Below are 25,168 nucleotides of genomic sequence, written 5' to 3'. Positions count from 1 at the left end.
TGCTTTCTAAATTTATTCGCCCTTCAGGCCTGATAAAGTAACGCCTTTTATAAAGAAGTCCTGCGCTAACAGGAAGATGGCGATCAGCGGCAGAATCGTAATCACCGTACCGGCCATGAGCACCGGCCAATCGGTGGAATACATGCCCTGCATGGAAGCGAGGCCGAGCGGCAGCGTCATTTTGTCCTGCGAATTAATGTACACAAGCGGACCGAGAAAGTCGTTCCAGGAGCCCATGAATACAAAGACGCCGAGGGTCGCCATGGCCGGTTTGGACAAAGGGACAAAGATGCGCCAGTAAATGCCGAACGGCGTGCATCCGTCCATTTTCGCCGCATCCTCCAGCGACTCGGGAATAGTCACGAAAAACTGGCGGAGCAGGAACGTTCCAAAGGCCGAGACGAGCGCAGGCAGGATCAAGGCCCAGTGGGAATCGACCAAATTATAGTATCGCATGACGATAAAGTTAGGAATCATAGTCACCTGGGCTGGAACCATCATCGTGGCCAGATATAAGCCGAACAGCGCCTCCCGGTAACGAAACCGGAGACGGGCGAAGACGAAACCGGCCATGGAGCTTGTGATCAGCTGGGCGAGGGTGATGATGACCGTAATCTTCACGCTGTTTAGAAAATAAGTACCGAACGGAAACCGATCGGAAATGCGCAAATAGTTGCCCCACTGAATGCTTGCGCCCAGCAGCTTCGGCGGGAACACGAACACTTCGCTAAGCTGTTTGAGCGAGGTGCTGACGGTCCACAGAAAGGGCAGGATCATCGTTACGGCCCCGGCCAGCAGCACCGCGTGTGCCGTTATTTTCAGGGCGGCATGGCCTTTCATGGCATCACCTCCTTAGATGTTTCGCTTAGGGATTATGCTTTGAATGCATGCGTTAGTAAACGCCCCATTTCTTCTGGCGCCACAGCTGAATCAAGGTAATGACAAGCACCATGAAGAACAGTATGTAAGCCATCGCGCTGGCATATCCCATGTTGAAATACTTGAACGCATTCTCGTACAAATAATGGACGATCACGGAGGTAGAGCGCGCAGGTCCCCCTTGCGTCATTAAGAAGACGGTATCGAACACCTGGAAAGAGCCGATGAAGGACATGACGGTGACGAAAAAGGTAGTCGGAGACAGGAGCGGCACGGTGACATATATAAATTTCTGGTACCCACTCGCCCCGTCAAGTTCCGCCGCTTCATAGTAGCTGTCCGAAATGCCCTGCAGCCCCGCAAGAAAAATCAGCATGTTGAAGCCGAGATTTTTCCACACGCTTGTAATAATGACGGCGGGCATAGCCCAGACGGTGCTGGTCAGCCAATCCGGCCCTTTGATCCTTAGCAGGCTAAGGCCATAGTTCAGCAGCCCGTATTCGGGATTATAGATAAACTGCCATACTACGGCGACGGCCACCATCGAAGAGACGACAGGGAGAAAATAGGCGGCCCTGTAAAATTTCTTGAAGCTGATGTTCTGGTCCAGCGCTACGGCAAGCAGCAGGGAGATGACGATCCCCACGGGTACGGAGACGCCCGCATAGTAGATGGTGTTCCAGAACACCTTGATGAAGGTTTCGTCCTTCATCAGATTCGCGTAATTGTCCAGTCCCACCCACCGGATGGGCGACAGCATATCCCAGGAAGTAAAGCTGAGAAGGAAAGAAGCGACGACCGGGATCAGCGTAAAAGCGAGAAACCCGAGAATATTCGGCAGCAGCAGCAGTAACGCCCAGGCGCCGTCCTTATGAATCCATCTTTTTACCGTACTCGCGGTTCGGGGCGTCGGTTCCATTCGATAGGCAGGCGTATCGTTATCCGCCAGCCGGCTTTCTGCGTTCATGCCATTCCTCACCTCCGATTGAATGCCTCCGGATCCATAGCAGAGGCAGGGCCGCAATTATTTCGTTAGTTCCGCATTGGAACGGGATTCGATATTCTTGAGCGTATCGCCCACGGACTGCCCGGAATACCACAATTTATCGGTTTCTTCCGTAATGATGTCGTTGACCTTATTCTGGGTGATCAGCGTGAACGGGTAGGGCTGGGCATCCTTGAAATAAGAGGCAAGGCTCGCGAAGCCTTCGGGATGTACTTTGCTGTTAAGCCATTTCTTCATCCCTTCCTCAGTGTAAAGCGATTTGCGGTTCGGCATCCAGAGGCCTTCCTTCACGTTCTGGATTTGATATTCTTCTGATGAGAGGAACTTCAGCAGCTCCCATGCTTCCTTGGGGTGTTTCGTCTTGGCTGCTGCGGCATGCACATGCGCCTGCCCGTGGGTCGTCGCTTGCTTGAATTTCGGCAGCGCCGCCACGCCTACCGGGAAGCCCATCGTCGCGAGCTCCTGGAGCGCCCAGGATCCGTCCGCCACCATAGCAACCTTGCCGGTTTGCAGCATTTGGTTCGCTTTCATGCCGACGCTCTCCAGCGTCTTGGCCGTCGGGGCCGCCCCGTCCTTCAGCCGCAAATCCAATATGCTTTGCAGCACGCTTTTCGTTTCGGGAGTATTTAAAGCCATTTTGCTGCGGTCCGGAGTAAAGAGATTTCCGCCGCCCGAGGAAATTTCCGCAGTCGTGACGTAGAAGTTCTCAAAGCCGAATGCGCCGTATTGGATTACCTTATTCCCATCTTTGACCGTCAACTTCATGGCCGCGTCCCGGAACTGCTCCCATGTCCATGCCTTCGCCGGATCGCTGGGCGGATACGGAATATTAGCCTTGTCAAACACAGCCTTGTTGTAATAAAGTACAGGGGAAACCGTACAGCTGCTGACGCCGTAGATTTTGCCGCCGATCTCCATGATCTGGGCGGCCGAAGGGATAAAATCGTCAAGAGACATCTCCTGCTTGAACATGGGTGTCAGATCGAGGAGGACATCCTTTTTCTGAAAGGCGCGATAATCGCTGGAATTCAGGAAAAAGACATCGGGTGCGGCGCCCCCGGCCAGCATAGTGAGAAGCTTCTGGGAATATTGGGTGCTAGGAACAGGCTGGTATTCGACTTTAATGTTCGGATGCTGCTGCATGAACGATTCGAGGCCCTTCTTGACGGATTGCGTTTCCAAGGGGCTTGCTTCCCACCCCATAAACTTCAGGGTAACGACCTCTCCGGAACCGGCGGCCTTCCCGCCCGGGCTTGAACCGGGATTCCCTTGGCCGGTGCTTCCGCCGGAGCATGCGGCAGTAAGCATCGAACAAAGCACAACGCACGAAAGCTTTTCAACGTACAGACCCTCCTTGTGATTAAGGTAAGAGAATGCCATGTTGTAAAGATTAGCAGGAAGTTTGCTGGTGAACGTTCACTAGGCTCATTGTAGCACCGGGCTTCAAGGTTGTAAGTAATCTTAATCTTATATAAGGTGGATAAAACTGACCTATTGTAATCGTTATCAATCGAAGGCGCCCGATGGAGAGCAAAGAGCAGCGGTACGATGTCAAGACCTTAATTGGAAAAAATCTTGAAGTACCGTAACTTTTTTGGGAGGTGTCCCTAAAAAAGTCCGCATCGAACTAGACCCACCCTATCTTGCCGTTTTCAGATATTTCCTAATAAGCAAGAAAATAGGTGGATGTGTTGGATGTGTTATGTCAAGCTTTTTGTCGGATCACCTCCTGGGGTTCGTAGAGTCGGTTGGTTCGCAGCAGATAATCAACCAACCGCACCAATTTACGAGCTGTAAGCGCAAGGGCACGTTTTTCGGCGTATTTAGCCGGCTCCGCTTTCTTCAGACTGTAGTACTGCGCAAATACGGTGTCGTGCACCTGGACACTCTTTGCGGCTTCAGTAAAGTAGTACTTCAGATAGCGGTTGCCGGATTTAATAAGCCGAGATTCAACGCCTTTAAAATCACCAGACTGGTTTTCCGTCCAAGCAAGGCCCGCATACTTCGCGAGAGCCATCTGGTTTGGAAACCGCTGAATATCGCCAATTTCTGAGATTAGGCCAGCTGCGAAGATCGTAGCGATTCCCGGCACAGAAGTAAGTGTCTGCGGAATGGTCGCCAGATGTTCTTCAATTGCTTTCTTCAGCGAATTCGCCTGTTCTTGTAGCGAACGAATGATCCGGATGTTGGAAGCCATCGCTAGATTTACGGCATCGGACATCGCCTTGGGCAAGCGGTAGGAGGAACGTGCGGCCTTCTGCAAGGCCTGTGCAACTTCTTGCGGATTCTCAAAGCGGTTTTTGCCACACTCGGCAACAAAAGCCATCAGATCATCGACGGACATGTTCACGATCTCTTCGACGCTGGCGAACTCCTGAATGACCGCCAAGCTGGTTGCTGATGTCTTCTTGTCGAACGGTCCGGTCGAATAGCTGCTGAACTTCAAAAATAAGTTGGTTAGCAGGAAATTCGTCTCCCGTGTCAAAGTCTGTACAATGTGGAAACGAGCTCGTGTGAGGCGCTGCAGAGCAGCGAGAGACTCGCTCCACGTGAAGGCACGGGGTAGATGACCGGATCGGAGCTTAGCGGCGATGAACCAGGCGTCTACCCTGTCGTTTTTTGGGGCGTCAAGGAAATGGATCTTCTTGAACGCCTTGATGAGACTGGGGTTAAAGACGTAGACGCTGTGCTCATAGGGTTCGAAACAGAGCACGCTCTGCAAGTAGCGAGCGAGATGGCTGGAGTAACAGCCGGTCGCTTCTAGACCGAAACGAATGTGTGTCAGTCCGTGTTTTTGCACGAGCGACATGATCCGCTCATGCAGAGTCATGATACCGGGCTCGTCATTGGTCACGATAAAGCGACTTAGGGATTTGGCGCTGTCGCCTTCCGGGAGGCAACAGACAACATTGTTCTTGCTACTTACGTCGATCCCGACAAATAAGATGTGTGGCATGGAATCACCTCCTTTCGCAGGTGGACTGGGTGTCTACGGTCCTGGGATGTCCTTGGGAAACTCTCCGCTAACAGCCTTGCGAGCTATAGGTATACACCGCGGGCCATCGGTGCACGTACCTTCCTCTGCTATGCGGAAGGGATGGCGACGCGCGGGATACAGTCAGCGTGTAGGAAAAGACGGAAGAGGCCAAGGGAACACTCTTTACTGGAAGAAATCGAATGCTCGATTCAACAGGGGGAAAAGGAACATTCCCGTCGGTAGCACCTATTGGCATTTTCCCAAAGACATCACAAGATCGTAAACACCTTTTAAAAGATTTTTTTCGTCCCGGAGGGACGACTCCCGCGCCTTCGCTTGGGCTACGTCCTCAACCGGATAAATAAATCAAAATTCATTTTTCAAAGAACAAAAATTAAATAAGAGCAATTTCCAATTCATTAAAGAATCGGTAACTGCTCTTAGCATACAAGGGGGATGTTACATGAAGGAAGCACGAATAGCTTCGTTATGATGTAGCACGAACATTTCATTTGCTCCATCTGCAGGGGATTTTGCAGATTTCCCATGTGTTCCTTGCAGATGGAATCGACAGAAATGACCGAAGTCCCTTGTGGAGTAAGGAATTATTGGTTGTTCAGCAAACCCTAACTATGGCCACAATATTGTATCGTTGGAATGGTGATTTTAAATGAAGACAGCACTTACAAATCTCCAATTTCGTTTCACTTCCGAATAAATCATGCTTAAAAAGGGATAATCTTATTGAACATTCCAAATAATTGAAAGGAGACTTACCATGTATGATATTGCCGTTATCGGATCTGGTCCTGCAGGTGCCTCTGCTGCTTTATTCTCGGCAAAAGCAGGTAAAAAGACATTGCTGATTGACAATAATAAAGGGATGACAAGAAGAGCTTTACTTAAAAATTTTTACGGAATTATGGAAATTAATGGACCTGACGTGGTGGATTTGGGGGAAAAGCAAGCTACAACATTGGGAGCAGAACTCGTTAGGGATAAAGCTATTGATATCCAAAAAAACGGCGAAGCCTTTCAAATCAAAACAGAAAGCGGACAGTATGAAGCCAGGTATGTAATTTTGGCGACAGGAGCTATAACGGATTTAGCGGAAAAAATCGGCGTTCAAACTAAACCGGCTACAGAACCAAGAATAAAAACAATATTGGTTGTGGATATGAATGGGAAAACGAATATAGATGGGATCTGGGCTGCCGGAACTTGTGCAGGTGCTAGTGTGCATGCCATCATAACAGCAGGTGATGGAGCAAAAGTGGCAATCAATATCATTAGTGAAATCAATGGGGAGAGATACGTTGATCACGATGTGTTAAAACCGACAACTTAAAACACAAAAAAGCCTAACAAGAAAAATGGTCAAGACCCCATTTAACGGACATTGATAAAAGCCCTAGCTTGCAAGCTGACGTCGGTACTCTACCGGCGTCAGCTTGTTTAGGTACGCCCCTTGTCATTACTGGATTCTAGATTATACAGCAAGTCCTACTTAAATAAATTAATTTTAGTATCCATTACTTTACCCAGAATGATTTGATGACATTTCTCTCTTGTCGCTATTGCTCTCAAACTAGAAATTATCTCTTTGGCTTCCTCTAGATATTCGTTGTCCCCAAATAGCTCATAAAGTCTTATATAGTCGTTATATTCGTCTAACCATTCATTTAAATAAGAAGATGTCATGTTAATCACTCTCCCATTGAACGAACATTAGTACAAAATAAATCCAAATCGGAAGCAATTCATGAAAACAAAGGCAACCATTAATATGTCCAGTAACAATCGTCTGGGGTCTTATGAAATAAAAATTCTTTAAAGATTGTTATTCGGAGCTAATGCTTTTCGGTTCGTTCCAACTACTGAATGCGGCAGCATAATTTCAGCTCGATCCACTAAGTCTTTTGATTCCTCTCCGTACGAAGTTGCTTGGCTATTTCTAAATAAGCTATCTTCTCAGCTAGGAGGAAGCGACCGCCTTTTTGACCGGTGCCTTTTTCGATCCGATGGCAAGCTGCACGAGGATCATCGCCGCGCAGACGACGGCAAGTCCGATGAAGGCGAAGACAAAGCTGGCGGTAGCGTCTTGTATCCATCCGACCAGAATCGGACCTAGCGCTCCGATCACATATCCGACCGATTGCGTCATGGCGGACCAGGCGCTCGCATCCTGCGCGTTCGACGTTTCGTCGATCGGCAGCATTAGTGCCAGTGGGAACAGACCGCCAGCGCCAATGCCGAGCAAGATCGCGGCAAGCCATGGCACCGCCGACATGGTAACAAGCAGCAGTCCCGCCAGTTCGAGCAATGCGCATCCGATCAGCCACAGAAGGCGATTCGGGAAACGGTGAATCAGCATCGGAATCAGGAAGGTTACCGGAATTTGAACAAATGTAAAGAGTGTCAGCATGCTGCCGGCATATACCTTGCTGTAGCCCATGTTGGCGACGGCTGGCGCAAACCATGCGGTAATGGAGTAAAACATGATGGCCATCATTCCGAAAAATACGGTCAAAAGCCATGCCCTTCCGTTTCCCCAAGGCAGCCGCCCCGCATTTTGCGGCGCAGGCGTTTGAGCATGATTTGGCTCTACGGGTCTCAGTACGAATAACCACCAGGCTGGCAACGCGACAACAGCAAGTATTGCCCAAATTCCTAAGGCAGACCGCCAGGAGCCGTTTAACGCATTTTGGAGCGGAACCGACAATCCGGCGCTAAGGGCCGCTCCGGTCACCATGGCTACGGAGTAAACGCCGATCATCGAAGCGACATGACCGGGAAAATGACGCTTGATGTATCCGGACAGAAGCGGACCGGCAGCGGCGATACCAATGCCGGCGAAGAGTGCGGTAGCCAGAAGGAACGTGTAAGAAGGCGTAAACCATCGGACGACGGTACCTGCTCCGATAAACACGAGGGCTATCGCCAAAATCCGCTCGATGCCATGACGAATTCCCAGCTTGGCTGCAATCGGGGAAAAGATCCCCATACAAAGGACCGGTATAGATGTGAGAAGGCTAGCAGTGGAGGCACTCATTCCGAGTTCGCTGCGAATCGTCTCCAAGAGCGGCGAAATCGAGGAAATGACCGGCCGCAAGTTTAAAGATGCCAAGAAAAGGGCTACAACTAATGTCCATGACCGTGTTTTCATTTTGAATCGCTCCTTGTAACTGAAATTGATTGTTTTCATTTGAATGAAAACCAACATTGCTGTTAAGTTTATATAAGAAGAAATGATTGATCAATATGACGATTTCTATTATAATCATAGGAAAATCGAATGATAAAGGGGGAGGGGGTTATGGAACTCAGGCATCTGGAATATTTCGTCGCCGTATGCGAAGAGCTGCATTTCACCAAAGCGGCGGAGAAATTAGGCATGTCGCAGCCAACGCTCAGCCAGCAGATCCGTTCGCTGGAAAATGAAGTCGGGACGCCATTGTTCGACCGGATCGGCAAACGGATCGCGCTGACTGAAGCGGGCAGATTGCTGCAGGAGTACAGCATCCAGATGTTCCGAACCCATCAAAATGCGATTGACGCTATCGGTGAGCTGCGCAATCATCAGCGCGGGGCATTGATCATTGGAGCGCTCCCATCCGATCTCGATTACAGGATTACGCAGCTTTTGATCGATTTCCACAACGTTTTTCCACATGTCCGGCTAACCGTACTGACATCGGTCGAAATTGTGAAGCAGGTGTTGGAAATGGAAGTGGACATCGGCATTGCGATCCTGCCTCTGCCCGATGAGCGCATCGTGAGGATCCCCTTATCCCGCGATGAGTATGTGCTGGTTGTGCCGGAGAATCATGAATTGGCGATGCGAACCTCCATTGAGTTAGAGGAGCTTCGCCATATTCGTACGGTGATGTACCCCAAAGGCTTTCTTGGGCGCGAGTTGGTCGATGATTGCTGCAGACAGCTTGGCTTTAGTTTAAATCCGATTATGGAAACGACGACACCGGCTTCGCTCATTAGTTTGGTGAAAGCGAATGTCGGCGCGACAGTTCAGCCTTTATCGCTCATTTTGTCCATGAATGAACCCTGCTTGCGGACGATCAGGATTACGGGTCGGACTCCAGCTCGCGATATCGGGATAATATACCATGCTGACCGGTTTCTCAGCCATGCGGCGAAAACGTTTATTCAGAAATTGCAGGACGGTCTGCAAAGGGCGAATGGTTGACCGGAACGGTCCACCGCCCTGAGAAACATGGCTGAGGCATGCAAATTCCCAATCGATTCGGGGTGTACCGCAAATATCTTTTGCCTTGCCGGCAACGTGATTTAAGCTCTTCGGCTTGTTCTGTCGTTAATAATCTCCCGTCAATTGATGCTACCTCAGGATGGAGACTAAGATGATAAAGCAGCTCGTTCAATTCTAAACGTTTGTTCTCATATACACTTTTGAAAAATCCCTATGACCCCAATGTTTGTCCGATATGATCACAGTCCCGAAAGCCGTTACATATATTTCATCTAAATATGAGGCCGTATTGGAACCGGCAGCAATAGGATCACCGACTCTGCACAGTAGTCATCCGATGATCCCAGCTCAATAAGCAAACAAAAAGCTAAGTTCAATCCATCCGGGTTTAACTTGGCTTTTTCTATAGTCAAAGCAATGTAGTACATCGATTCCGAAATACAGGTTATACTATTAAGTAAATATAATTCATGAAAAGAGGTACATTTCTATGCGGCAACGAATCCGCCTTCTAAGCGCGGCCTTGTTGAGCCTCATCGCTATAGCCGGGTGCGGATCGAAGCAGGCGGAGTCGTCAAAACCCGAAACTCCTCCTCAGACGTCGGCTCAACCTGTGTCTCCTGCCCCGCAGCCTGTCGTCAGCGAACCGCAGAAGCCGGACGTTCAGGAGCCGCCCAAAACCGTCGTCGATCCGGCAGCCGAACTTGTCGCTCATATGAGCTTGACGGAAAAAATCGGCCAAATGGTGCTGGTCGGTATGGACGGTACCGCGGTTCAACCGGATATCGCTACGCTGATTAAGGACCGGCGCGTCGGCGGAATCATTTTATACAGCAACAATATTGTGTCCCTGGCACAAACGGTTAAGCTGGCCAATGAGCTGAGGCAAATTAATCGCGATGGCGGCGGCAAGCTGCCGCTGCTGCTCAGCGCGGACCAGGAAGGGGGGCGCGTTTCCCGATTGCCTAAGGAGGTAACGGCATTTCCAGCCAGCCGGGTCGTCGGAAACACGAACGATACGAAGTATGCGTACCGGGTCGGCGGAGCGCTCGGCGAAGCGATGAAGGCGGTTGGCTTGAACACCGATTTTGCCCCGGTGCTTGACGTCAATACGAATCCCGACAACCCGGTTATCGGCGACCGCGCCTTCGGTACCACTGCGGCAACGGTAAGACGCATGGGCGTACAGGAAATGCTCGGGATTAAGTCGCTGGGCGTAATTCCCGTCGTGAAGCATTTTCCCGGCCATGGCGACACGTCCGTCGATTCCCACTTCGGGCTGCCTATCGTGGACCATGATCTGCAAAGACTTCGCTCCGTCGAATTCGCTCCATTCGCTTCGGCGATCCAGGAAGGAGCTCCGACGGTGATGGTCGCCCATATCCTCATGACCAAGCTCGATCCGGATCTCCCTGCTTCGATGTCGCGCATCGTCATTCATAATTACCTTAGGGGCGAGCTCAAGTTTAACGGAGTTGTCTTCACGGACGACATGACGATGGACGCCGTAGGGAAGGTGATGGCGATCGGTCCCGCATCGGTAAAGTCCGTCTTGGCAGGGGCGGATATTGTTCTTGTCGGGCACGATCCGGCGCAGCAAAAAGCCGTACTGGATGCTCTGACGGATGCGGCGAAAAGCGGTAAAATTCCGCAATCGGTTATCGATGCCAGCGTTACCCGAATCGCCAAACTGAAGCAAAGCTTCCGGTTATCAGATGAGCCGGCTCCGCTCGCCGATGTGACGTCTTTGAATCAACATATTGAAGCGGCGCTGAAAAGGTAGCGAGGTTTCAAGGGAGGAGCGGAAGCTGAACGAATTCATGGAGCTTCACAATCGGCTAACGAAAGTCACGTGGAGGAGCTACGGCAACGGGCACAACAGTTACAGGGTCAAGCATCGCGATCGATCGTAAGTCCTCCCGCGCCGGCATATTCTGATTTATTATCGAATCATCTATCTAGCGAACCCAATGTACTTATAGAGGAGTATAGGCAACTGCTTGAGCGTTGTAAGCGAATCGCTGCGATTGGCTGAATATCCATTTTTCACTGGCCACATACAGAAGGGGGCCATGCTGTTTCAGAGTCTTGTCAGAATATTTAGCAAACTAGCGGCATCCATGAATGGCTGCAACAAACTTATACACGTGAGGTCGATTTGCCAATGGTGAAGAATGTCATCTCTTATACCAACGATCACGAGCGATTTTCAGGCAGACTAAGACTCGCTACTGCCGTATGACAGGCCGAAAAAGCTGAAATGAATATCTTCTCCGCAACGGAGAGTATATCGTCCTCATGTGACGATGCCCTCAAGCAAAAAGACCTTTCTGTTCGGCTCAGTCTAGTTTCTTACGAAAGATATAAAGAACAACGAGCACAATGGAATGCTCGATACGTAAGAGCGGCTGATTCCAAGCTCCTTCGCACCTATCCGTGAGCCTTATTAATTCCTTATTTTTAATATAACTTTTCCTTTTGCCCTTCCTGTTTCAAGATATTCCAAGGCGTTTTGTGCTTCCTCAAAAGGAAAAATTCGATCAATTACAGGCTTAATTTTTCCAAGTTCAATTAACTCAGAAATGATATTTAACTGTTCACCACTGGGTTTCATAAACAGATAAGTGTATTTCACATTATGTTGCTTTTCCAATTTCGATATTTTGAGAGTAACCATTCGAAATAAATTGGTTTTCAGAAAACCTGCCCCATATTCCTTTCCAAAACGTGCGTTTGGCAGTCCTGAAATAGAAATAACTTGTCCCCCCGGTTTTACTATTTCAAATGATTTTTCCAATGTTTTTCCACCGATTGTATCTAATACCCCATCATAATCATGTAGGATCTTTTCAAACGGTTCATTTTTATAATCAATAATTTGATCTGCCCCAAGTGACCTGACGAGTTCATATCCAGCTTTGCTTGCTGTGGTTGCAACGTAAGCACCCATTGTTTTGGCAAGCTGAATGGCAAAGGTGCCTATACCGCCGGCTCCAGCATGAATTAACACTTTTTGTCCGGAAGATAACTTCAAAACATCGTGAAAGGCTTGGTAGGAAGTGAGTCCAACTAATGGAATCGATGCAGCTTCCTCAAAGGATAGGTTTTTAGGTTTCATAGCGATAGCATTTTCATCTATTGCGATATATTCAGCGAAAGTACCAATTCTATCTTTCGCAGCTCGACCGTATATTTGATCCCCAACCTTAAATTTTGTTACCCCTTTTCCTACCTGCTTAACAACACCTGAAAAGTCATTACCTAAAATAAGTGGCATGTTGTATTTTTTCAGCATCTGCACTTTGCCATCTCTTATTTTAAAGTCAATCGGATTAATACTTGCTGCAACAATTTCTGCTAGGACATCATTTTCTCCAATGGTCGGCACTGGCATGTCTGCTAGTTTTAATGGGAATTTCCCATATTTTTCTATAATCATCGCTTTCATAGGGTCATCTCCTCCAGATTCAACTGATGGACTTCAACTAGAAAAGACAGGGTCAGCCCATATGGTCAACACTTATACCTTTAGGCAGTTCTCACAGACCGGAACGATCCACATGCCAGCAACCATAAAAGTACACATGATCCGACTCCTCGAATAACGCTATTCATTTAGACTCGCTCCTTAGAAATTAGTCATCATTTGGACGGGCGCACACTTACATCAAAACAACCCGGAATGAATATTCATTCCTATATCGATAAAATAAAAGGACCTCTTAGATGATCCTTATTGCATCCCAACAAGCTTCCTCAATGTTTTTCAGAAGTTCTTGCGATTTTTCCAAGTCGCCGCTTTCAAACATCTTGAACAAATTTATAAACGCACCGTAGACCAAACAAATTAAAGCTTTTGATGGTAACGAGCGCAGTGTTCCTTGTCCTTTTCCTTCGTCTATTATGGCTGTTAAAAAAGAAAAGAATTCATTAAAGACCTCTTTACTTGCTTGGTCAAGGTAGTACCCACCAGTATGAGCATTTATAAAATGTAAGGCGAAAGGGTTTTGCTGTGCAAACTTAAACATTCGATAGAAAATGTGGTTGAATTGTGCACGTATATCATCAGTTTCCGGAAACTGGTTTTTTAATGTTTCCGAAAATTTAGTTACACTGCTGATAAATAATGAATTTACAAGTGCCTCTTTATTTTCAAAATAACGATAAATCGTTCCGGCACCTACTTTTGCCTTTTCAGCGATCATCGGTACGGTTGTCCCATCGTACCCCCGTCTTGCAAATAACTCCATAGCTGCTTCTAAGATATCGTCTTCTTTGTTATTGGACATTACCCATCCCCCTTACGGAATGAATATTCATTCCTGGTTTATTGTAATACATTTTTGAAAATGAATCAACTGGTCGATCCGGAAATAAATCTTCCCCTTTGAAGAACCCCCCTTTAGTTGAGCGAGTACATCTTACCTACTGAGGATTTTCTCTACTTGATACCTTTAGAATGTAACCTCCACAATCATGAAATACTTTGTACAGTGCAGAATCCCTTTTCATCAAGGTCATGATAAAGTACAATGAATGTTTTTTTGTTGACTTTAAGCAAACACGGGTATACTATATAAATGTAAGTATATTAGTATATGTAAGTCGATTATTATTTATTAGTTTTTGGGCAATATTTGCTACTCAACGAAACTAAACGGAGGCGAGATTAATGGAAAAATTCAGGATTGATCCAAGTAAAGGCTTGGAGTTTGGAATTTATACATTAGGAGACCATCTCCCTGATCTTCGTACTGGAAACCGCATTTCTGCCGAGCAGCGAATTCGTGACATCATCGAAATGGCTAAGCTGGCTGAGCAAGCTGGCATTGATTTTTTTAGTGTTGGTGAAAGTCATCAGAATTATTTCGCAACTCAGGCACATACTGTTGTTTTATCAGCAATTGCTCAAGCGACGAAAAACATTAAAATAGGAAGTTCCTCCACGATTATAAGCACATCGGATCCAGTTCGGGTGTATGAGGATTTTGCGACGATTGATTTGATTTCCAAGGGTCGGGCAGAAATCATTGTCGGCCGCGCATCTCGTGTAGGTCTATTTGATTTATTAGGATTCGATCTTAGAGATTATGAAGAATTATTTGAAGAGAAATTCGAATTATTGGTCAAAATAAATAAAGAAGAAGTAATTACATGGGAAGGGAAATTTCGAGCACCGTTGAAAAATGCCAGGGTGATTCCCAGACCTACAAATGGCTGGCTGCCGATTTGGCGTGCAGTCGGCGGATCACCTGCAAGTGCAATTAAGGCAGGCTATGCTGGTGTTCCAATGACGACAGCTATGTTGGGTGGTCCTGTTAGTGTGTTTAAGAATACGATTGATACTTACCGGGAAGCTGCAGAGGCGAAAGGTTTTGACCCAGCCACACTTCCGGTTGGAACTACGGGCTTTTTCTATGCAGCTGAAACAACTCAACAAGCTCTTAAGGAGTATTATCCTCATATCAATGAAGGAATGAAGCTGACGAACGGACAAGGATTTCCGAAACAGCTGTTTGCACAATCGGCCGATAGCCGTAGTGTAATAAATGTCGGCAGTCCGCAACAAATTATTGAAAAAATTCTTTATCAACATGAACAGTTCGGTCATCAGCGTTATCTCGCACAAATGGATTTCGGAGGTGTGCCATTTGATAAAATAAGGATGAATATCGAGATCATCGGTACGGAAATACTGCCAGCCGTCAAAAAATTTACGTCAAAAAAAGCAGGGGTTGAACAAAAATGAAGATTGTTCTCTTATCCGGTTCCATTGTGGGATCAAAAACAAGAACAGCTATGAACTACGCGCAGAAAGCTTTCGCTGAAAAACATCCGGATGTTGAAGCGATTTTCATTGATTTAGCCGAATATAATATCCAATTTAGCGATGGCAGGAATTATATGGAATATGAAGGCGATACGGGTGTTGTAACAAAAAAAATTATGGAAGCTGATGCTATTGTGATTGGAACACCTATTTTTCAGGCGTCTATTCCCGGCACATTAAAAAACATTTTTGATTTACTTCCCGTTGATGCATTACGTGATAAGGTGGCAAGCATGCTCGTTACAGCGGGTTCGCCCAAACATTATTTAGTCGCAGAACAACATTTGAAGCCGATTTTAGCTTTTATGAAGGCGCAAATCGTTCAGTCTTACGTGTTTATTGAGGAAAAGGATTTCCATCGCAAAGAAATTGTAAATGACGATGTTTTATTTCGAATTGAACGTCTGGTTGAGGATACTGTTTTGTTAACAGAAACTTATTCCAATCTACGAGAAAGGAAAGAAGCAGCATACGGTTTTTAATTGATTTTAAGCCTTGAAGGATCTGCCTTATGGTTCATGAACCATTGAAAATTCCCCCAACTGAAACCGATAACCCTCATGAAGCATTTGCAGAGTGAAGGGCCGGGAGAGATGATCACCTTGATTCAAAAACATGACAAAAAAGCGCCTTCGGCTGCGAGCGGTTGGGCTCGCCGCCAAAGGCGCACGAATCAGGCATGGACTCGGTGCTGCAATCGGTACTGGCTGGGCGTCGTGCCCAGCTTCTTTTTGAATACGTAGTGAAGGTAATTCGCGCTGGAGAAGCCATTCTCGAACGCAATCCGGTCGATGGTCCGGTCGCTTTCCGCCAGCTCTCTGCATACATGGAGCAGGCGGACCTGCTCCATGTATTCGCTGAACGTGCTGCCGGTCTGCTCGCGGAAGATCCGCTGCAGCTGACGCGGGCTGATCTGTACGCGTTCGGCGACGACCTCCAGCGTCAGCGGAGCCATGTAGTTGTCTTTGATGAACTGGATAGCCTGCTGGTAACGGTAATGCTTCATGTCGCGGGACGGCAGCTCCGGCTGCGGCAGCGAGGCATACGCCCTGGTCGTCCTCAGCAGCACTTGAATGATGCACTGCTTAATGACCGTGAATAGCCCTGGCTGGTTCTCGTCCCAAGCGCGGTAGGCTGCAAGGAAGCACTCCATGGCCCGGTATTGATCGGCGGCCGTATGAAGGGGCAGCTGCTCGAGCTGCCGGATGCAGGCGTCCGCTTCGGCCCGTTCCCAGCGGAGACCCCAGGCGTCCCCGGCCCCGTCCTTGGCCGCCTCGTCCTCCTCGAGCCGCTCGATATCGATATGAAGGCACAGCTCATCCATCGCCTCAAGGGCATCCGCTTCCTGGTAATGCATCACCCCGGGTCCGGTCAAATACATGAGCCCCTCATGAAGGGAGAAGGGCTCGCTGCCGAGAATGACCCTTCCTTTGCCCCGCGGAATGAAATGAAATTCGTAGTTGGAATGCTTATGGAACTGGACCGACTTGCCGGGCGAGAACGTCGTATGGTGAAACTTCAACACGCGAATGCCGTAAGAGCCCCAGCGGAAATCGACGTCCAGCCGGTCGAGCGCCTGGGGATTCTCCAGCATCCGTTCGAAAGCGTACGGCCTTAGTCCGGCCCGGGGCTGCCCGTTCATGGCTGCAAATCGTTCAGCAGCACCGGCGCTCCGGCGCGCGCCGAAAGGTTTGACGCCTCCATGAGTCTCGTCAAATCCGCCGCCAGCGCGATATTCTCGCTCGCCGTCGTTCCGTTCTGAATGTGCGATACCCACTGGTCAAAGGCGGAAGGCCGGTTCGCCGACAGTTCCTTCTCTACGGTCCATTCCGTCTGTCCGTCCAGCTTGGAGCTCCGCACGAGCAGCTTGTTGTCATGAGTCGAATAGAGCAGACTGCCTTCCGTTCCGTGAACTTCAATGACGAATGGAGAGAATCGGTTGACGAAGCCGGCTTCTACGACCGCCAACGCTCCGCTCGGATAGCGGAGTACGGACACCGCATTGTCCTCTACTTCCTTCCCGGTTACATACCCGTAGTTAGCCGATACGCTCTCCGGCAAGCCCAGGAACAAGCGGGCCAAATACATCGGATGGCAGCCCAGATCAATCATAGCTCCCCCGCCGCACTGCTCGGCGCCAAAGAAGTGGGCCGGGAGCCAGCCTCCCGGACGCTCGGCGGTGGATATCGCCCCGTTATGGGACAGCCGGGTACGAACGAGCGTCAGCTCGCCGAGCAGCCCTTCGCCGATGATCTTCTGCACCGCCGCCGTATAGTCCGCATTGAGACGCGGAAGCGAAACGGTCAGCCTCACGCCGGCCGATTCCACCGCGTTCAAAATCTCATTGCATTCCTTCAATGTCGTTGCGACGACCTTTTCCGTGAAAATATGCTTGCCCGCTCTGGCCGCCGCTACCATCACGTCCCGATGAACGTTCGTCGGCGTGTCCACGATGACCGCGTCGATATCCTTCTGGGCCAGCAGCTCTTCCAGGCTCTCGTAGAAGCGCGCGCCGCGCGCCTCCGCTTCCTTGCGGCCGCGTTCGGGCAGCTCATCCCACACCGCCACAATTTCGGTGTCGGGGTGCTCGGAGGCTTGCCTCGCGTAATCCTTGGCATGCACATGCCAAAAGCTTAACATCGCAACTCTGATCATCTCGGACTTCCTCCCTTAATCGAAGTAAACGGCTTTACCCGTTCGGGCAGATTCATAGATGGCTTCCAAAATTTCCGATACGACGCAAGCCTGCTCCGGCGTAACGACCGGATCCTTATCGTTCAAGAGGGCGTCGATCCACATCCGCATCTCGGTTTCCTGCATGTTCTCGCCTTTGCCGTCGTAGAAATCGACGCCTTTGGCATCCATTTGCACCTTGTTCGTGAAGAGACGGCTGTGCTTCTCCCCGTTGATGCGTAGACCGTCCTCCATATCGGCTCCGCCTTCCGTGCCGCTCAGCGTACACTTCGCTTCCTTCACGTCGAGCGTGTTCAGCGCCCAGCTTGATTCCAGCACGATCGTCGCCCCGTTCTTCATCACGATCATCCCGAACGCCGAATCTTCGACCGTAAACTTCTTCGGATCCCAGGGGCCCCAGGCGTTGGCCGCGTTTTCCTTCGAGGACAGCTTGTGAAAGGCCGTGCCGAGAACGACTTTAGGCTCATAATTGTTCATCACCCAAAGCGTGAGATCGAGCGCGTGCGTACCGATATCGATCAGTGGTCCGCCGCCCTGCTTCTCCTCGTCCAGGAACACGCCCCAGGTCGGGACCGCCCGGCGGCGGATCGCATGCGCCTTCGCGTAATAAATTTCACCCAGCTCGCCGTCCTGGCATATTTGCTTCATGAACCGGCTGTCCGCCCGGAAACGGTTGTTGTAGCCGATCGTTAGCTTCTTGCCGGTGCGCTTGGCGGCTTCCACCATCCGGCGGGCGTCGGCGGCCGTCTTCGCCATCGGCTTCTCGCACATGACGTGCTTGCCGGCTTCGAGGGCTGCAATCGAGATTTCCGCATGCGTGTCATTCGGAGTACAGACATGTACGACGTCGATGGCCTTGTCCTTCAGCAGCTCGCGATAGTCCTCGTACACCTTCGCTTCCGGCGTCCCGTATTTCTCTGCCGCTTCCTGCGCCCTTTCCGTTATAATGTCACAAAAAGCGACAATGTCAACCTGCTTTTGTTTGGATAGGCTGGGCAAATGCTTGCCTTTGGCAATGCCGCCGCAGCCTATAATAGCGATCTTTAGTTTATTGGACACAGGAATTTCCTCCTTCAATATAACATAACTTGGCTAAATCTTACCACGTTTGGAAAGCGGTTTAAATTGCAAATTGACGACAAGGACATATAAGAAATTGCGACATTCGCGAAAGGCCTACATCAATACCACAGGCCACTATCATCAGGCTGTCGTACAATTCCTTGAAGAGCACGAGGTGTATTCATCGCGTTCAGCGTCTTGCTGCTCAATACGGGCAGCCGGATGCAGACCGTGGTCCCGTCTTCGCCTGCATTATTGGCAATATCGATGGCATACCCTGAGGCGAAAAATGTATCGTAGCGTTCCCTCACGTTGCGGATTCCGTAACCACCGGTGCTGCCCTTGCGGGGATGGTCCCAATGGGGCTTCAAACCGCCTCCGTTATCCGTGATCCGGATGAAGATGTCATCGCCCTCCCGCTTCGCCGTGATGAGGATCAGTCCCTGCGTTCTTTCGTTAAACCCGTGCATGATCGCATTTTCTATAAACGGCTGAAGCGTCATTTTCGGAATATAATAATCTTGGATTTCCTCCGGAACGTCGATCAACACGGTCAGTCCTTCCTCCCAGCGCAGCTGCTGAATTTCCACATAACATTGGGCATGGATAAATTCCTCGCGGATCGAAATCAAGCTCTCCCCGTTGGACAAGCCGATTCGGAACATCCTGCCCATCAGCTCAAGAATATGGCTGAGCTTGTCCTGTCCGGCGGCCAGCGCCATCCAGTTGAGCTGATCCAGCGTGTTATAAAGGAAATGGGGATTGATCATCGCCTGCAGCGCCTTGATTTCCGCTTTCTTTTGTTCGGCATACCGTTCCTCCAGCGACGCATAGAGCGATTGAATGCGGTCGATCAGCTTCCGGTATCCCATAAACAGCGCACCGTATTCGTTGCGGTAATCCTCCGGCAGGTTCACCTTGTTGGTGCTGTTCGAGTATCTGACCATTTCCTGCAGCAGCAGCCGAATCGGGTTAATAAACTGGCCGGAAAGCGACAGTGTAAAAAACAACGATAGCCCGATCGCCGTAATGCCGGCCAACGATAAAATGATCGCGGTATGCACGCTGCCCCGCGTGATTTGGTCCCATGGAGTCAGCTCCACCAGCCGCCAATTAACGTTAAAATGCTTTGCCCACACGATCAGATGGTCTTTTGCGCCGGATTTGCCAAAAACGCTGTCATCCGCGCGGCTTGACCGCATAAACCCGGATTCCTCGCCCATCTCCGGCATGTACCGCCCGACCATGCTTTGAAGCCGGGGATCCCCCGTAATCGTGATCATTCTACCCCCGGAATCGAGCAATACGCGGTTCGCATCGGGCGTTTCGCCGCGGACCAGAGCCTGAATGACGGAGGCTTTGACATTTAAGACGAGCAAGCCCTGATAATCCCCCGACAGCGAATACACCTTGCGCGAGAAACTGACCGTCGCCTGCTCCCCTTGGTAAGAGTGGGTCAGGTGCTCACCGATCCAGGTGAAGTCCGTGTTATCCACGAGAGGATACCACTCTTCTTGTCTCGCCTGACTCTCCTCAATAAAGGATACCGGACTTTGCGGATTGGCGACTGCTGCGTTTCGGGTGTAAAAATCGATGGATTGAATAATCGGAGTCGCATAGGTTATACTCGCCAAAAAAGCCTCAAGCTCCTCGAGTTTGCGGTAATTCACATAAGCGTCCTCGGACGATTCGGAATATTCGGACAAGATCGGATTTCGGGCCGCCGCCAAGGAAATCTGCTCGATCGAGCGCATTTGGATATCGATTTTATTGTACAATTCGTTTAATACCCGCTGCTGGTAAAAGGAAGTCATATTGACCGTTTCCCGGGTAGACAACGTGTAGCTGATGGAGATGACGACAATAAGAAGCACGGTGATAAAACTGGAAAATCCGCTGAATAATAAATAATCGATGCGGTATTTTTTAAACATATTTTTCATGCCCGGTTCCTCCAGCCGTGTTCTTGATAGGATTCGCATATTTTACTCCAAGCTACAGCTCAGCGGGTGTGATCCCGAAATGCTTTTTAAAGGTGGTGCTGAAATAAGGGATGTTTTTGTAGCCGACGCGATGAGCGACCTCGTAGATTTTCAGCTTTCGTTCGAGCAAAAGGCCTCTGGCCTTCTCCATCTTCACCTTGACGATATAATTGTTGATGGTTTCCCCTGTCGCGTTTTTGAAAATTTGACTTAAATAATTTTTGGAAATATATACTTTTTCCGCCAAATCAGCGATCGTGATTTCCTCGGCGTAATTCTCATGAATGAACTGCTTGATCAAATCGATCGCCACTTTATGCTTCATATTATCATGCCATTCCTGATTCAGGCAGATTTGGGCGATCTTCTCGTTTAACCAAGCTTCATATTGATCCAAAGTCACGATGTTGCCCAGCTCCGCCTCAATGGAGCTTTCCTTGGCAATGTCCTGCAGCCGCACGACCTCGTCATTCAGCGTATAGCTCAGAATCGCCCAAAACTGCGCCCCCATTAGATCGTACTGCAGCTGCCGTCCCCCGCTCTGCTCTTTTAACGCATTGATATAATGGCGAACGATTTTATGCGCGTTTTTCCCTTGCGTCGTTTCAATGTCTTCGACCAGCTCATGGTAAAACTTCATCGGCTTCACCGAGGCGGACATATGAAGCGGATCGGAAGCCGTCCGCTCCGAGAACCGGAAGGCTTCCTCCATGGAATCGGATACGGCGGCCCAGCTTTCTTTCAGGCCGCCCATGCCGATTTTTACGGAAATCTGCAAATAACGGTGCACGCATTCGACGATGCGGGCCGATATTTCGCTGATGACTTTCAGCAGCTCCGGATACTCCTTCTCTTTGTCAAAATGCAGTATGAGGGCGCTATAATACCCGTGCAGCTCGACATAATCAAACGAATAGCCAGCCTCGTTCAAAATTTCGTTAATAATGTTTTGCACGGCAAACCGGAACAGGAAGCGATCCGGAGCCCGCACATCGGAGATGCGTGCGGTCCTTATGATTTCCAAGCCGAGCACCAAATGATTGTTCGGTCCCCCGCCCGCAAGCGACAGCTCGGCCTCCGGAATGGCGTCCGTTGTTCCCATGACCGCCCTTTTCAACAGCTCCTTGCGGACGAAAGGCTCGTACAAGACCAGCTTTTCCCTCAGCTTCTCATGTTCCAGCTTCACGGAGGCTTCAGATTGAATGGACTCGATCGCCCGCAGCAAGGTGTCTCGGATCGTCGTCCTGGAGATCGGCTTGGACAAATAATCCTCTACTTTCAGGCGCAGCGCCTTACGGGCGACTTCGAAGTCGGAGTAACCGCTGTGGATCAAAATTATCCCTTGAAACTGCTCGTTTCTGAGAATTTCTATCATTTGCAGGCCGTTCATCACCGGCATATAGATGTCGGTGATGACGATATCGGGCTGTTCCTTCCGAACCAACTCCAATCCGCGCTCCCCGTTCATGCTCTCGCCAACCCACTCCGCTCCGAGCTCCTCCCAGGGAATCACCTGCTTCATGCCTCTCAAAACCTGCCTATCGTCGTCGATAATCGCCACTTTCCACATCTGCAGCACCTCCCGGTACTAAAATGCGCTAATATACGCCATTCAATATCGCCCACTCATTTCTGATAGGCGGCCGCCGTTTGCTTCAATTCCTCGAAGCCCTGCTCCGGCGTAGTTTTGCCGAACATAATGGATTCCGCAATCATTTTGTATTGTTTCGTATCAAAGTTAATCCATCCTTTGGCGCCCGGATTGAAATGCAGTGCCCGGGCGGAGGCTTTGTCTATCATTTCAATCGTCAGCCGGTCGGCATCCGTAAATCGGGGCTCGAGCTGAGAGACGATTTTGTCCGAAACCGGTACGCCGCGGGTGGTGCCCGAAATGGCTGCCGCCTCCGGGTCGTTGATAAACCAGTCGATAAACCGGATCGCTTCCTGCTTATGCTTCGATTCTTGAATAACACTGAAGAAAAACGTAGCCTTGAGCCAGCCTCCCCCCTGCTTATCGGTCGGAATCGTGTACACACCGATGCTTCCGGGTTTTAATGTATCCCAAGAGGATACTTGCGCGGCGTGGGCCGCTTTAAAAATAATTTTGCCGGTTACGAGCAAATCCTGCTTGGCATCGATATCCTTATCCCCGACCGCTATATCGGCAGGCGGGACGACCCCGGCTTTTCTCAGCTCGTCAAACGTGTTTACCCATTCCAGCCATAGGTCCTTGTTAAAATTAAACCGGCCGTCCGGAGTGACCGGATAGTCCAGCCCTTTGCTTAACTGGTAAGAGGTATACATTTCACGGTTGTTGGTAAAGTCCGCCAGCACAAAATGACCCTTATCCAGCTTCATCTTGATTTCTTTAGCGAGCTTAAAAAACTGGTCCCATGTAATCCCGGCCTCCGGCATGTCAAAGCCTAATTTATGCAGCGTATCCTTATCGTAAATGAGTCCCCATGCATTTTTCCCTAGCGGCATGGCCGTTTGTTTCCCCGCATACTGCCCTTCCTTCAGCAAACCCGACTCCACATCCTTTGTGTTAACTCCGCTCAAATCAGCCAAATACCCGCGGGCATTGTAATCGGCCAGCCATGAGGCGTCCATCTGGATAATGTCCGGAGCGTTTTTTGCCGCCGCTTGCGTCGCCAGCTTATCAGCATAACCGTCGAAAGCGGAATATTCAGGTTCGAAGGTGACATTCGGATGTTTCTTCGTATACAATGCGAGTATTTTGAGCGTAGCATCGTGCCGCTCCCGCGAGCCCCACCAGCCGATGCGAAGCTTCACCGGTTTATCGGCGGAATTTTGGTTTGCGGCCGAATCCGGCCCCCCGGTATTCATCGCGGCGCTGCAGCCGGCCGACCAAAGCAGGGGAATGATCGTGAGCCATACGAGCAACTGAGATTTTAACATACGTGAGACTCCTTTGATTACTGCATTCCTACTTTCATTATAAAATAAATGATATCGCTTTCCACAATTAATCGCTAATTTCTTCAAAAACGACCTCCGGTGCGGCATGATGGGAAAAAAATCGCTCTTCATCGGCATTTGTCCGTCAGACAAACTACCATAAAGAGCGATCCCACAGGGCCAGCGGATTAGTTAAAGGATTTTGTAATATCCGCTTCCGCGACTTGTCAGTCCCATTCTGATTATTTTTCGTAGTCCGAAGATTTCTTCTTTAGATCGTTGTAGGCTTGTTCCGGATTCGTTTTGCCGAACATCAACGCTTCGCCTATGCTCTTATAATCCTTCGTCACAAAAGCATCCCAACCTTTAGGCGTAGGCAGGTACTTCTGCGTATTGGATGCCGTCTGATCAATCATATCGACGGTCAATTTGTCCGCCGGGGTGAATTTAGGCTGCAGCTGCGCCAAAATTTTGCTCGATACCGGCACGCCGCGTGTCGTTCCGGAAATTTCGCCAGCTTCCGGATCGTTGATGAACCAGTCGACAAACTTGGCCGCTTCCTCGCGGTATTTGGAGTCCTGGCTGACGCCAAAAAAGAAGGTGGCCTTAAGCCAGCCGCCGGCTTGCGCCGCTTTAGGCATGGCGGCAACGCCAATGCTACCCGGCTTCATGCTGTCCCAGGAGGACGCTTGGGCGGCGTGCGCGGACCGGAAAATAATTTTGCCATTGATCATCAGGTCAAGCTTCGGATCCAGCTCTTTGTCGCCGGTCATCACATCGGCAGGCGGAACGACTCCTTCTTTGCGGAGATCGCTGAAAATGTTCACCCACTTGATGTACGTATCCTTGTCATAGTTGAATTTGCCTTCCGGCGTAATCGCATAGCCCTTGCCTTGGCTTAATTGGTAGGACCAGTACGTTTCCCAGTTACTGCTCATATCCTGCAGCACATATTGATCCTTGCCCAGCTTTTGCTTCGCTTCGCGGGCGAGCTTGAAGAAATCGTCCCACGTGATGCCGTCCTTCGGCATTTGCAGGCCCAGCTTGTCCAAGGCGCCTTTATCGTATACGATCCCCCACGCGTTTTTGCCGATCGGTACCGTCGTTTGTTTGCCTTTGTATTTCCCGGAGTCGGCCAGCGATGCGTCCATATCTTTCAAATTTACGGAGCTCAAATCCGCGAGCAGGCCGCGGGCGTTCCAATCGGCCAGCCATGCGGCATCGAGCTGTATAATGTCGGGTGCGTTTTTCGCGGCCGCCTCCGTAGTCAGCTTGTCAATGTAGCCGTCAAAGCCGGAATACTCCGATTCGAAGGTAACATTCGGATTCTTTTTCTTATACAAATCGAGAATTTTCAATGTGGCATCGTGCCTCGGCTGCGACCCCCACCAGCTGATCCGCAGCTTGATTTGCTTGTTCGCGTTGTCGGCGCCCGAAGCCGAAGCCGTCTTATTGTCTGTGGAGCTTGCTCCCCCGCAGCCGGTTAAGGATAACCCGATGACCGTCGATAAGGCCGCCAAGGTCAGTTTTTTGCTGATTCTCTTCATTTTGACCGTCTCCTTTTTTGGTTTGCTTGATTTATTAAAATGGAAAA

20 protein-coding genes are annotated in these 25,168 nt (G+C 49.7%); 5 read left to right on the top strand and 15 right to left on the bottom strand.

Going from position 1 to position 25,168, the window contains the following annotated elements; translation table 11 throughout:
* Positions 1-12: 12 nt before the first annotated feature.
* The 4 genes from O9H85_RS29405 to O9H85_RS29390 form a co-directional block, all read right to left on the bottom strand.
* Positions 13-840, bottom strand: coding sequence for a carbohydrate ABC transporter permease (locus O9H85_RS29405; protein ID WP_269884959.1), 828 nt, complete (start codon positions 838-840; stop codon positions 13-15).
* 52 nt (positions 841-892) lie between these two features.
* A complete protein-coding gene (locus O9H85_RS29400) occupies positions 893-1,798 on the bottom strand; it encodes a carbohydrate ABC transporter permease (protein ID WP_269884979.1) in 906 nt (301 codons plus the stop codon).
* 105 nt (positions 1,799-1,903) lie between these two features.
* Positions 1,904-3,193 (bottom strand): ABC transporter substrate-binding protein, encoded by a 1,290-nt coding sequence (locus tag O9H85_RS29395; protein WP_269884958.1) that lies wholly within the window; start codon positions 3,191-3,193, stop codon positions 1,904-1,906.
* Between the two features lie 397 nt (positions 3,194-3,590).
* Entirely contained in the window at positions 3,591-4,841 is a 1,251-nt protein-coding gene (locus O9H85_RS29390; RefSeq protein WP_269884957.1) for an IS110 family RNA-guided transposase, read from the bottom strand.
* Positions 4,842-5,640: 799 nt separating this feature from the next.
* Here O9H85_RS29390 and O9H85_RS29385 point away from each other — a divergent pair.
* On the top strand, positions 5,641-6,210 hold the full coding sequence (locus O9H85_RS29385) for an NAD(P)/FAD-dependent oxidoreductase (RefSeq protein ID WP_269884956.1): 570 nt from the start codon (positions 5,641-5,643) through the stop codon (positions 6,208-6,210).
* 155 nt (positions 6,211-6,365) lie between these two features.
* Here O9H85_RS29385 and O9H85_RS29380 read toward each other — a convergent pair whose 3' ends face one another.
* Positions 6,366-6,563: a hypothetical protein gene (locus O9H85_RS29380; RefSeq protein ID WP_269884955.1), complete on the bottom strand. Its 198-nt coding sequence runs from the start codon at positions 6,561-6,563 to the stop codon at positions 6,366-6,368.
* A 274-nt stretch (positions 6,564-6,837) separates the two neighbouring features.
* Positions 6,838-8,028, bottom strand: coding sequence for a CynX/NimT family MFS transporter (locus O9H85_RS29375; protein ID WP_269884954.1), 1,191 nt, complete (start codon positions 8,026-8,028; stop codon positions 6,838-6,840).
* A gap of 150 nt (positions 8,029-8,178) precedes the next feature.
* Between O9H85_RS29375 and O9H85_RS29370 the strand changes: the two genes are divergently transcribed.
* The gene (locus O9H85_RS29370; protein ID WP_269884953.1) at positions 8,179-9,066 is read left to right on the top strand and encodes a LysR family transcriptional regulator; all 888 of its coding nucleotides are present in this window, start codon (positions 8,179-8,181) and stop codon (positions 9,064-9,066) included.
* Positions 9,067-9,577: 511 nt separating this feature from the next.
* Positions 9,578-10,870, top strand: coding sequence for a beta-N-acetylhexosaminidase (gene nagZ, locus O9H85_RS29365; protein ID WP_269884952.1), 1,293 nt, complete (start codon positions 9,578-9,580; stop codon positions 10,868-10,870).
* Between the two features lie 663 nt (positions 10,871-11,533).
* On the opposite strand, the gene O9H85_RS29360 is transcribed toward nagZ, so the two are convergent.
* Positions 11,534-12,535 (bottom strand): NADP-dependent oxidoreductase, encoded by a 1,002-nt coding sequence (locus O9H85_RS29360; protein WP_269884951.1) that lies wholly within the window; start codon positions 12,533-12,535, stop codon positions 11,534-11,536.
* 274 nt (positions 12,536-12,809) lie between these two features.
* The gene (locus O9H85_RS29355) at positions 12,810-13,376 is read right to left on the bottom strand and encodes a TetR/AcrR family transcriptional regulator (RefSeq protein ID WP_269884950.1); all 567 of its coding nucleotides are present in this window, start codon (positions 13,374-13,376) and stop codon (positions 12,810-12,812) included.
* A gap of 383 nt (positions 13,377-13,759) precedes the next feature.
* On the opposite strand from O9H85_RS29355, the gene O9H85_RS29350 reads away from it, so the two are divergent.
* Both O9H85_RS29350 and O9H85_RS29345 read left to right on the top strand, forming a co-directional pair.
* Entirely contained in the window at positions 13,760-14,836 is a 1,077-nt protein-coding gene (locus O9H85_RS29350) for an LLM class flavin-dependent oxidoreductase (protein ID WP_269884949.1), read from the top strand.
* The gene (locus tag O9H85_RS29345) at positions 14,833-15,399 is read left to right on the top strand and encodes an NADPH-dependent FMN reductase (protein ID WP_269884948.1); all 567 of its coding nucleotides are present in this window, start codon (positions 14,833-14,835) and stop codon (positions 15,397-15,399) included. Before O9H85_RS29350 ends, O9H85_RS29345 begins: the two co-directional genes overlap by 4 nt.
* Positions 15,400-15,590: 191 nt before the next feature.
* Here O9H85_RS29345 and O9H85_RS29340 read toward each other — a convergent pair whose 3' ends face one another.
* From O9H85_RS29340 to O9H85_RS29310, 7 genes are all read right to left on the bottom strand, one after another.
* Positions 15,591-16,559: an AraC family transcriptional regulator gene (locus tag O9H85_RS29340; protein ID WP_269884947.1), complete on the bottom strand. Its 969-nt coding sequence runs from the start codon at positions 16,557-16,559 to the stop codon at positions 15,591-15,593.
* Positions 16,556-17,572 (bottom strand): Gfo/Idh/MocA family protein, encoded by a 1,017-nt coding sequence (locus tag O9H85_RS29335; RefSeq protein WP_269884946.1) that lies wholly within the window; start codon positions 17,570-17,572, stop codon positions 16,556-16,558. The genes O9H85_RS29340 and O9H85_RS29335 overlap by 4 nt, the downstream gene beginning before the upstream one ends.
* Before the next feature lie 15 nt (positions 17,573-17,587).
* Entirely contained in the window at positions 17,588-18,670 is a 1,083-nt protein-coding gene (locus tag O9H85_RS29330) for a Gfo/Idh/MocA family protein (RefSeq protein ID WP_269884945.1), read from the bottom strand.
* Positions 18,671-18,792: 122 nt separating this feature from the next.
* Complete coding sequence (locus O9H85_RS29325; RefSeq protein ID WP_269884944.1) at positions 18,793-20,616, bottom strand: cache domain-containing sensor histidine kinase; 1,824 nt, start codon at positions 20,614-20,616, stop codon at positions 18,793-18,795.
* 52 nt (positions 20,617-20,668) lie between these two features.
* Entirely contained in the window at positions 20,669-22,225 is a 1,557-nt protein-coding gene (locus O9H85_RS29320; RefSeq protein WP_269884943.1) for a response regulator, read from the bottom strand.
* Positions 22,226-22,281: 56 nt separating this feature from the next.
* Positions 22,282-23,574 carry an ABC transporter substrate-binding protein gene (locus tag O9H85_RS29315; protein WP_269884942.1) on the bottom strand — a complete coding sequence of 431 codons (1,293 nt, stop codon included), beginning with the start codon at positions 23,572-23,574 and terminating at the stop codon, positions 22,282-22,284.
* A gap of 242 nt (positions 23,575-23,816) precedes the next feature.
* Positions 23,817-25,121, bottom strand: a complete 1,305-nt coding sequence (locus tag O9H85_RS29310) for an ABC transporter substrate-binding protein (RefSeq protein ID WP_269884941.1) — start codon at positions 25,119-25,121, stop codon at positions 23,817-23,819.
* Positions 25,122-25,168: the final 47 nt, after the last annotated feature.

The organism is Paenibacillus gyeongsangnamensis (assembly GCF_027533625.1).
In the GTDB taxonomy this organism is placed as follows: Bacteria; Bacillota; Bacilli; order Paenibacillales; family NBRC-103111; genus Paenibacillus_G; species Paenibacillus_G gyeongsangnamensis.
Note: the sequence above shows the minus strand (reverse complement) of the source record. Positions and strands in the feature narration are given on the sequence as shown.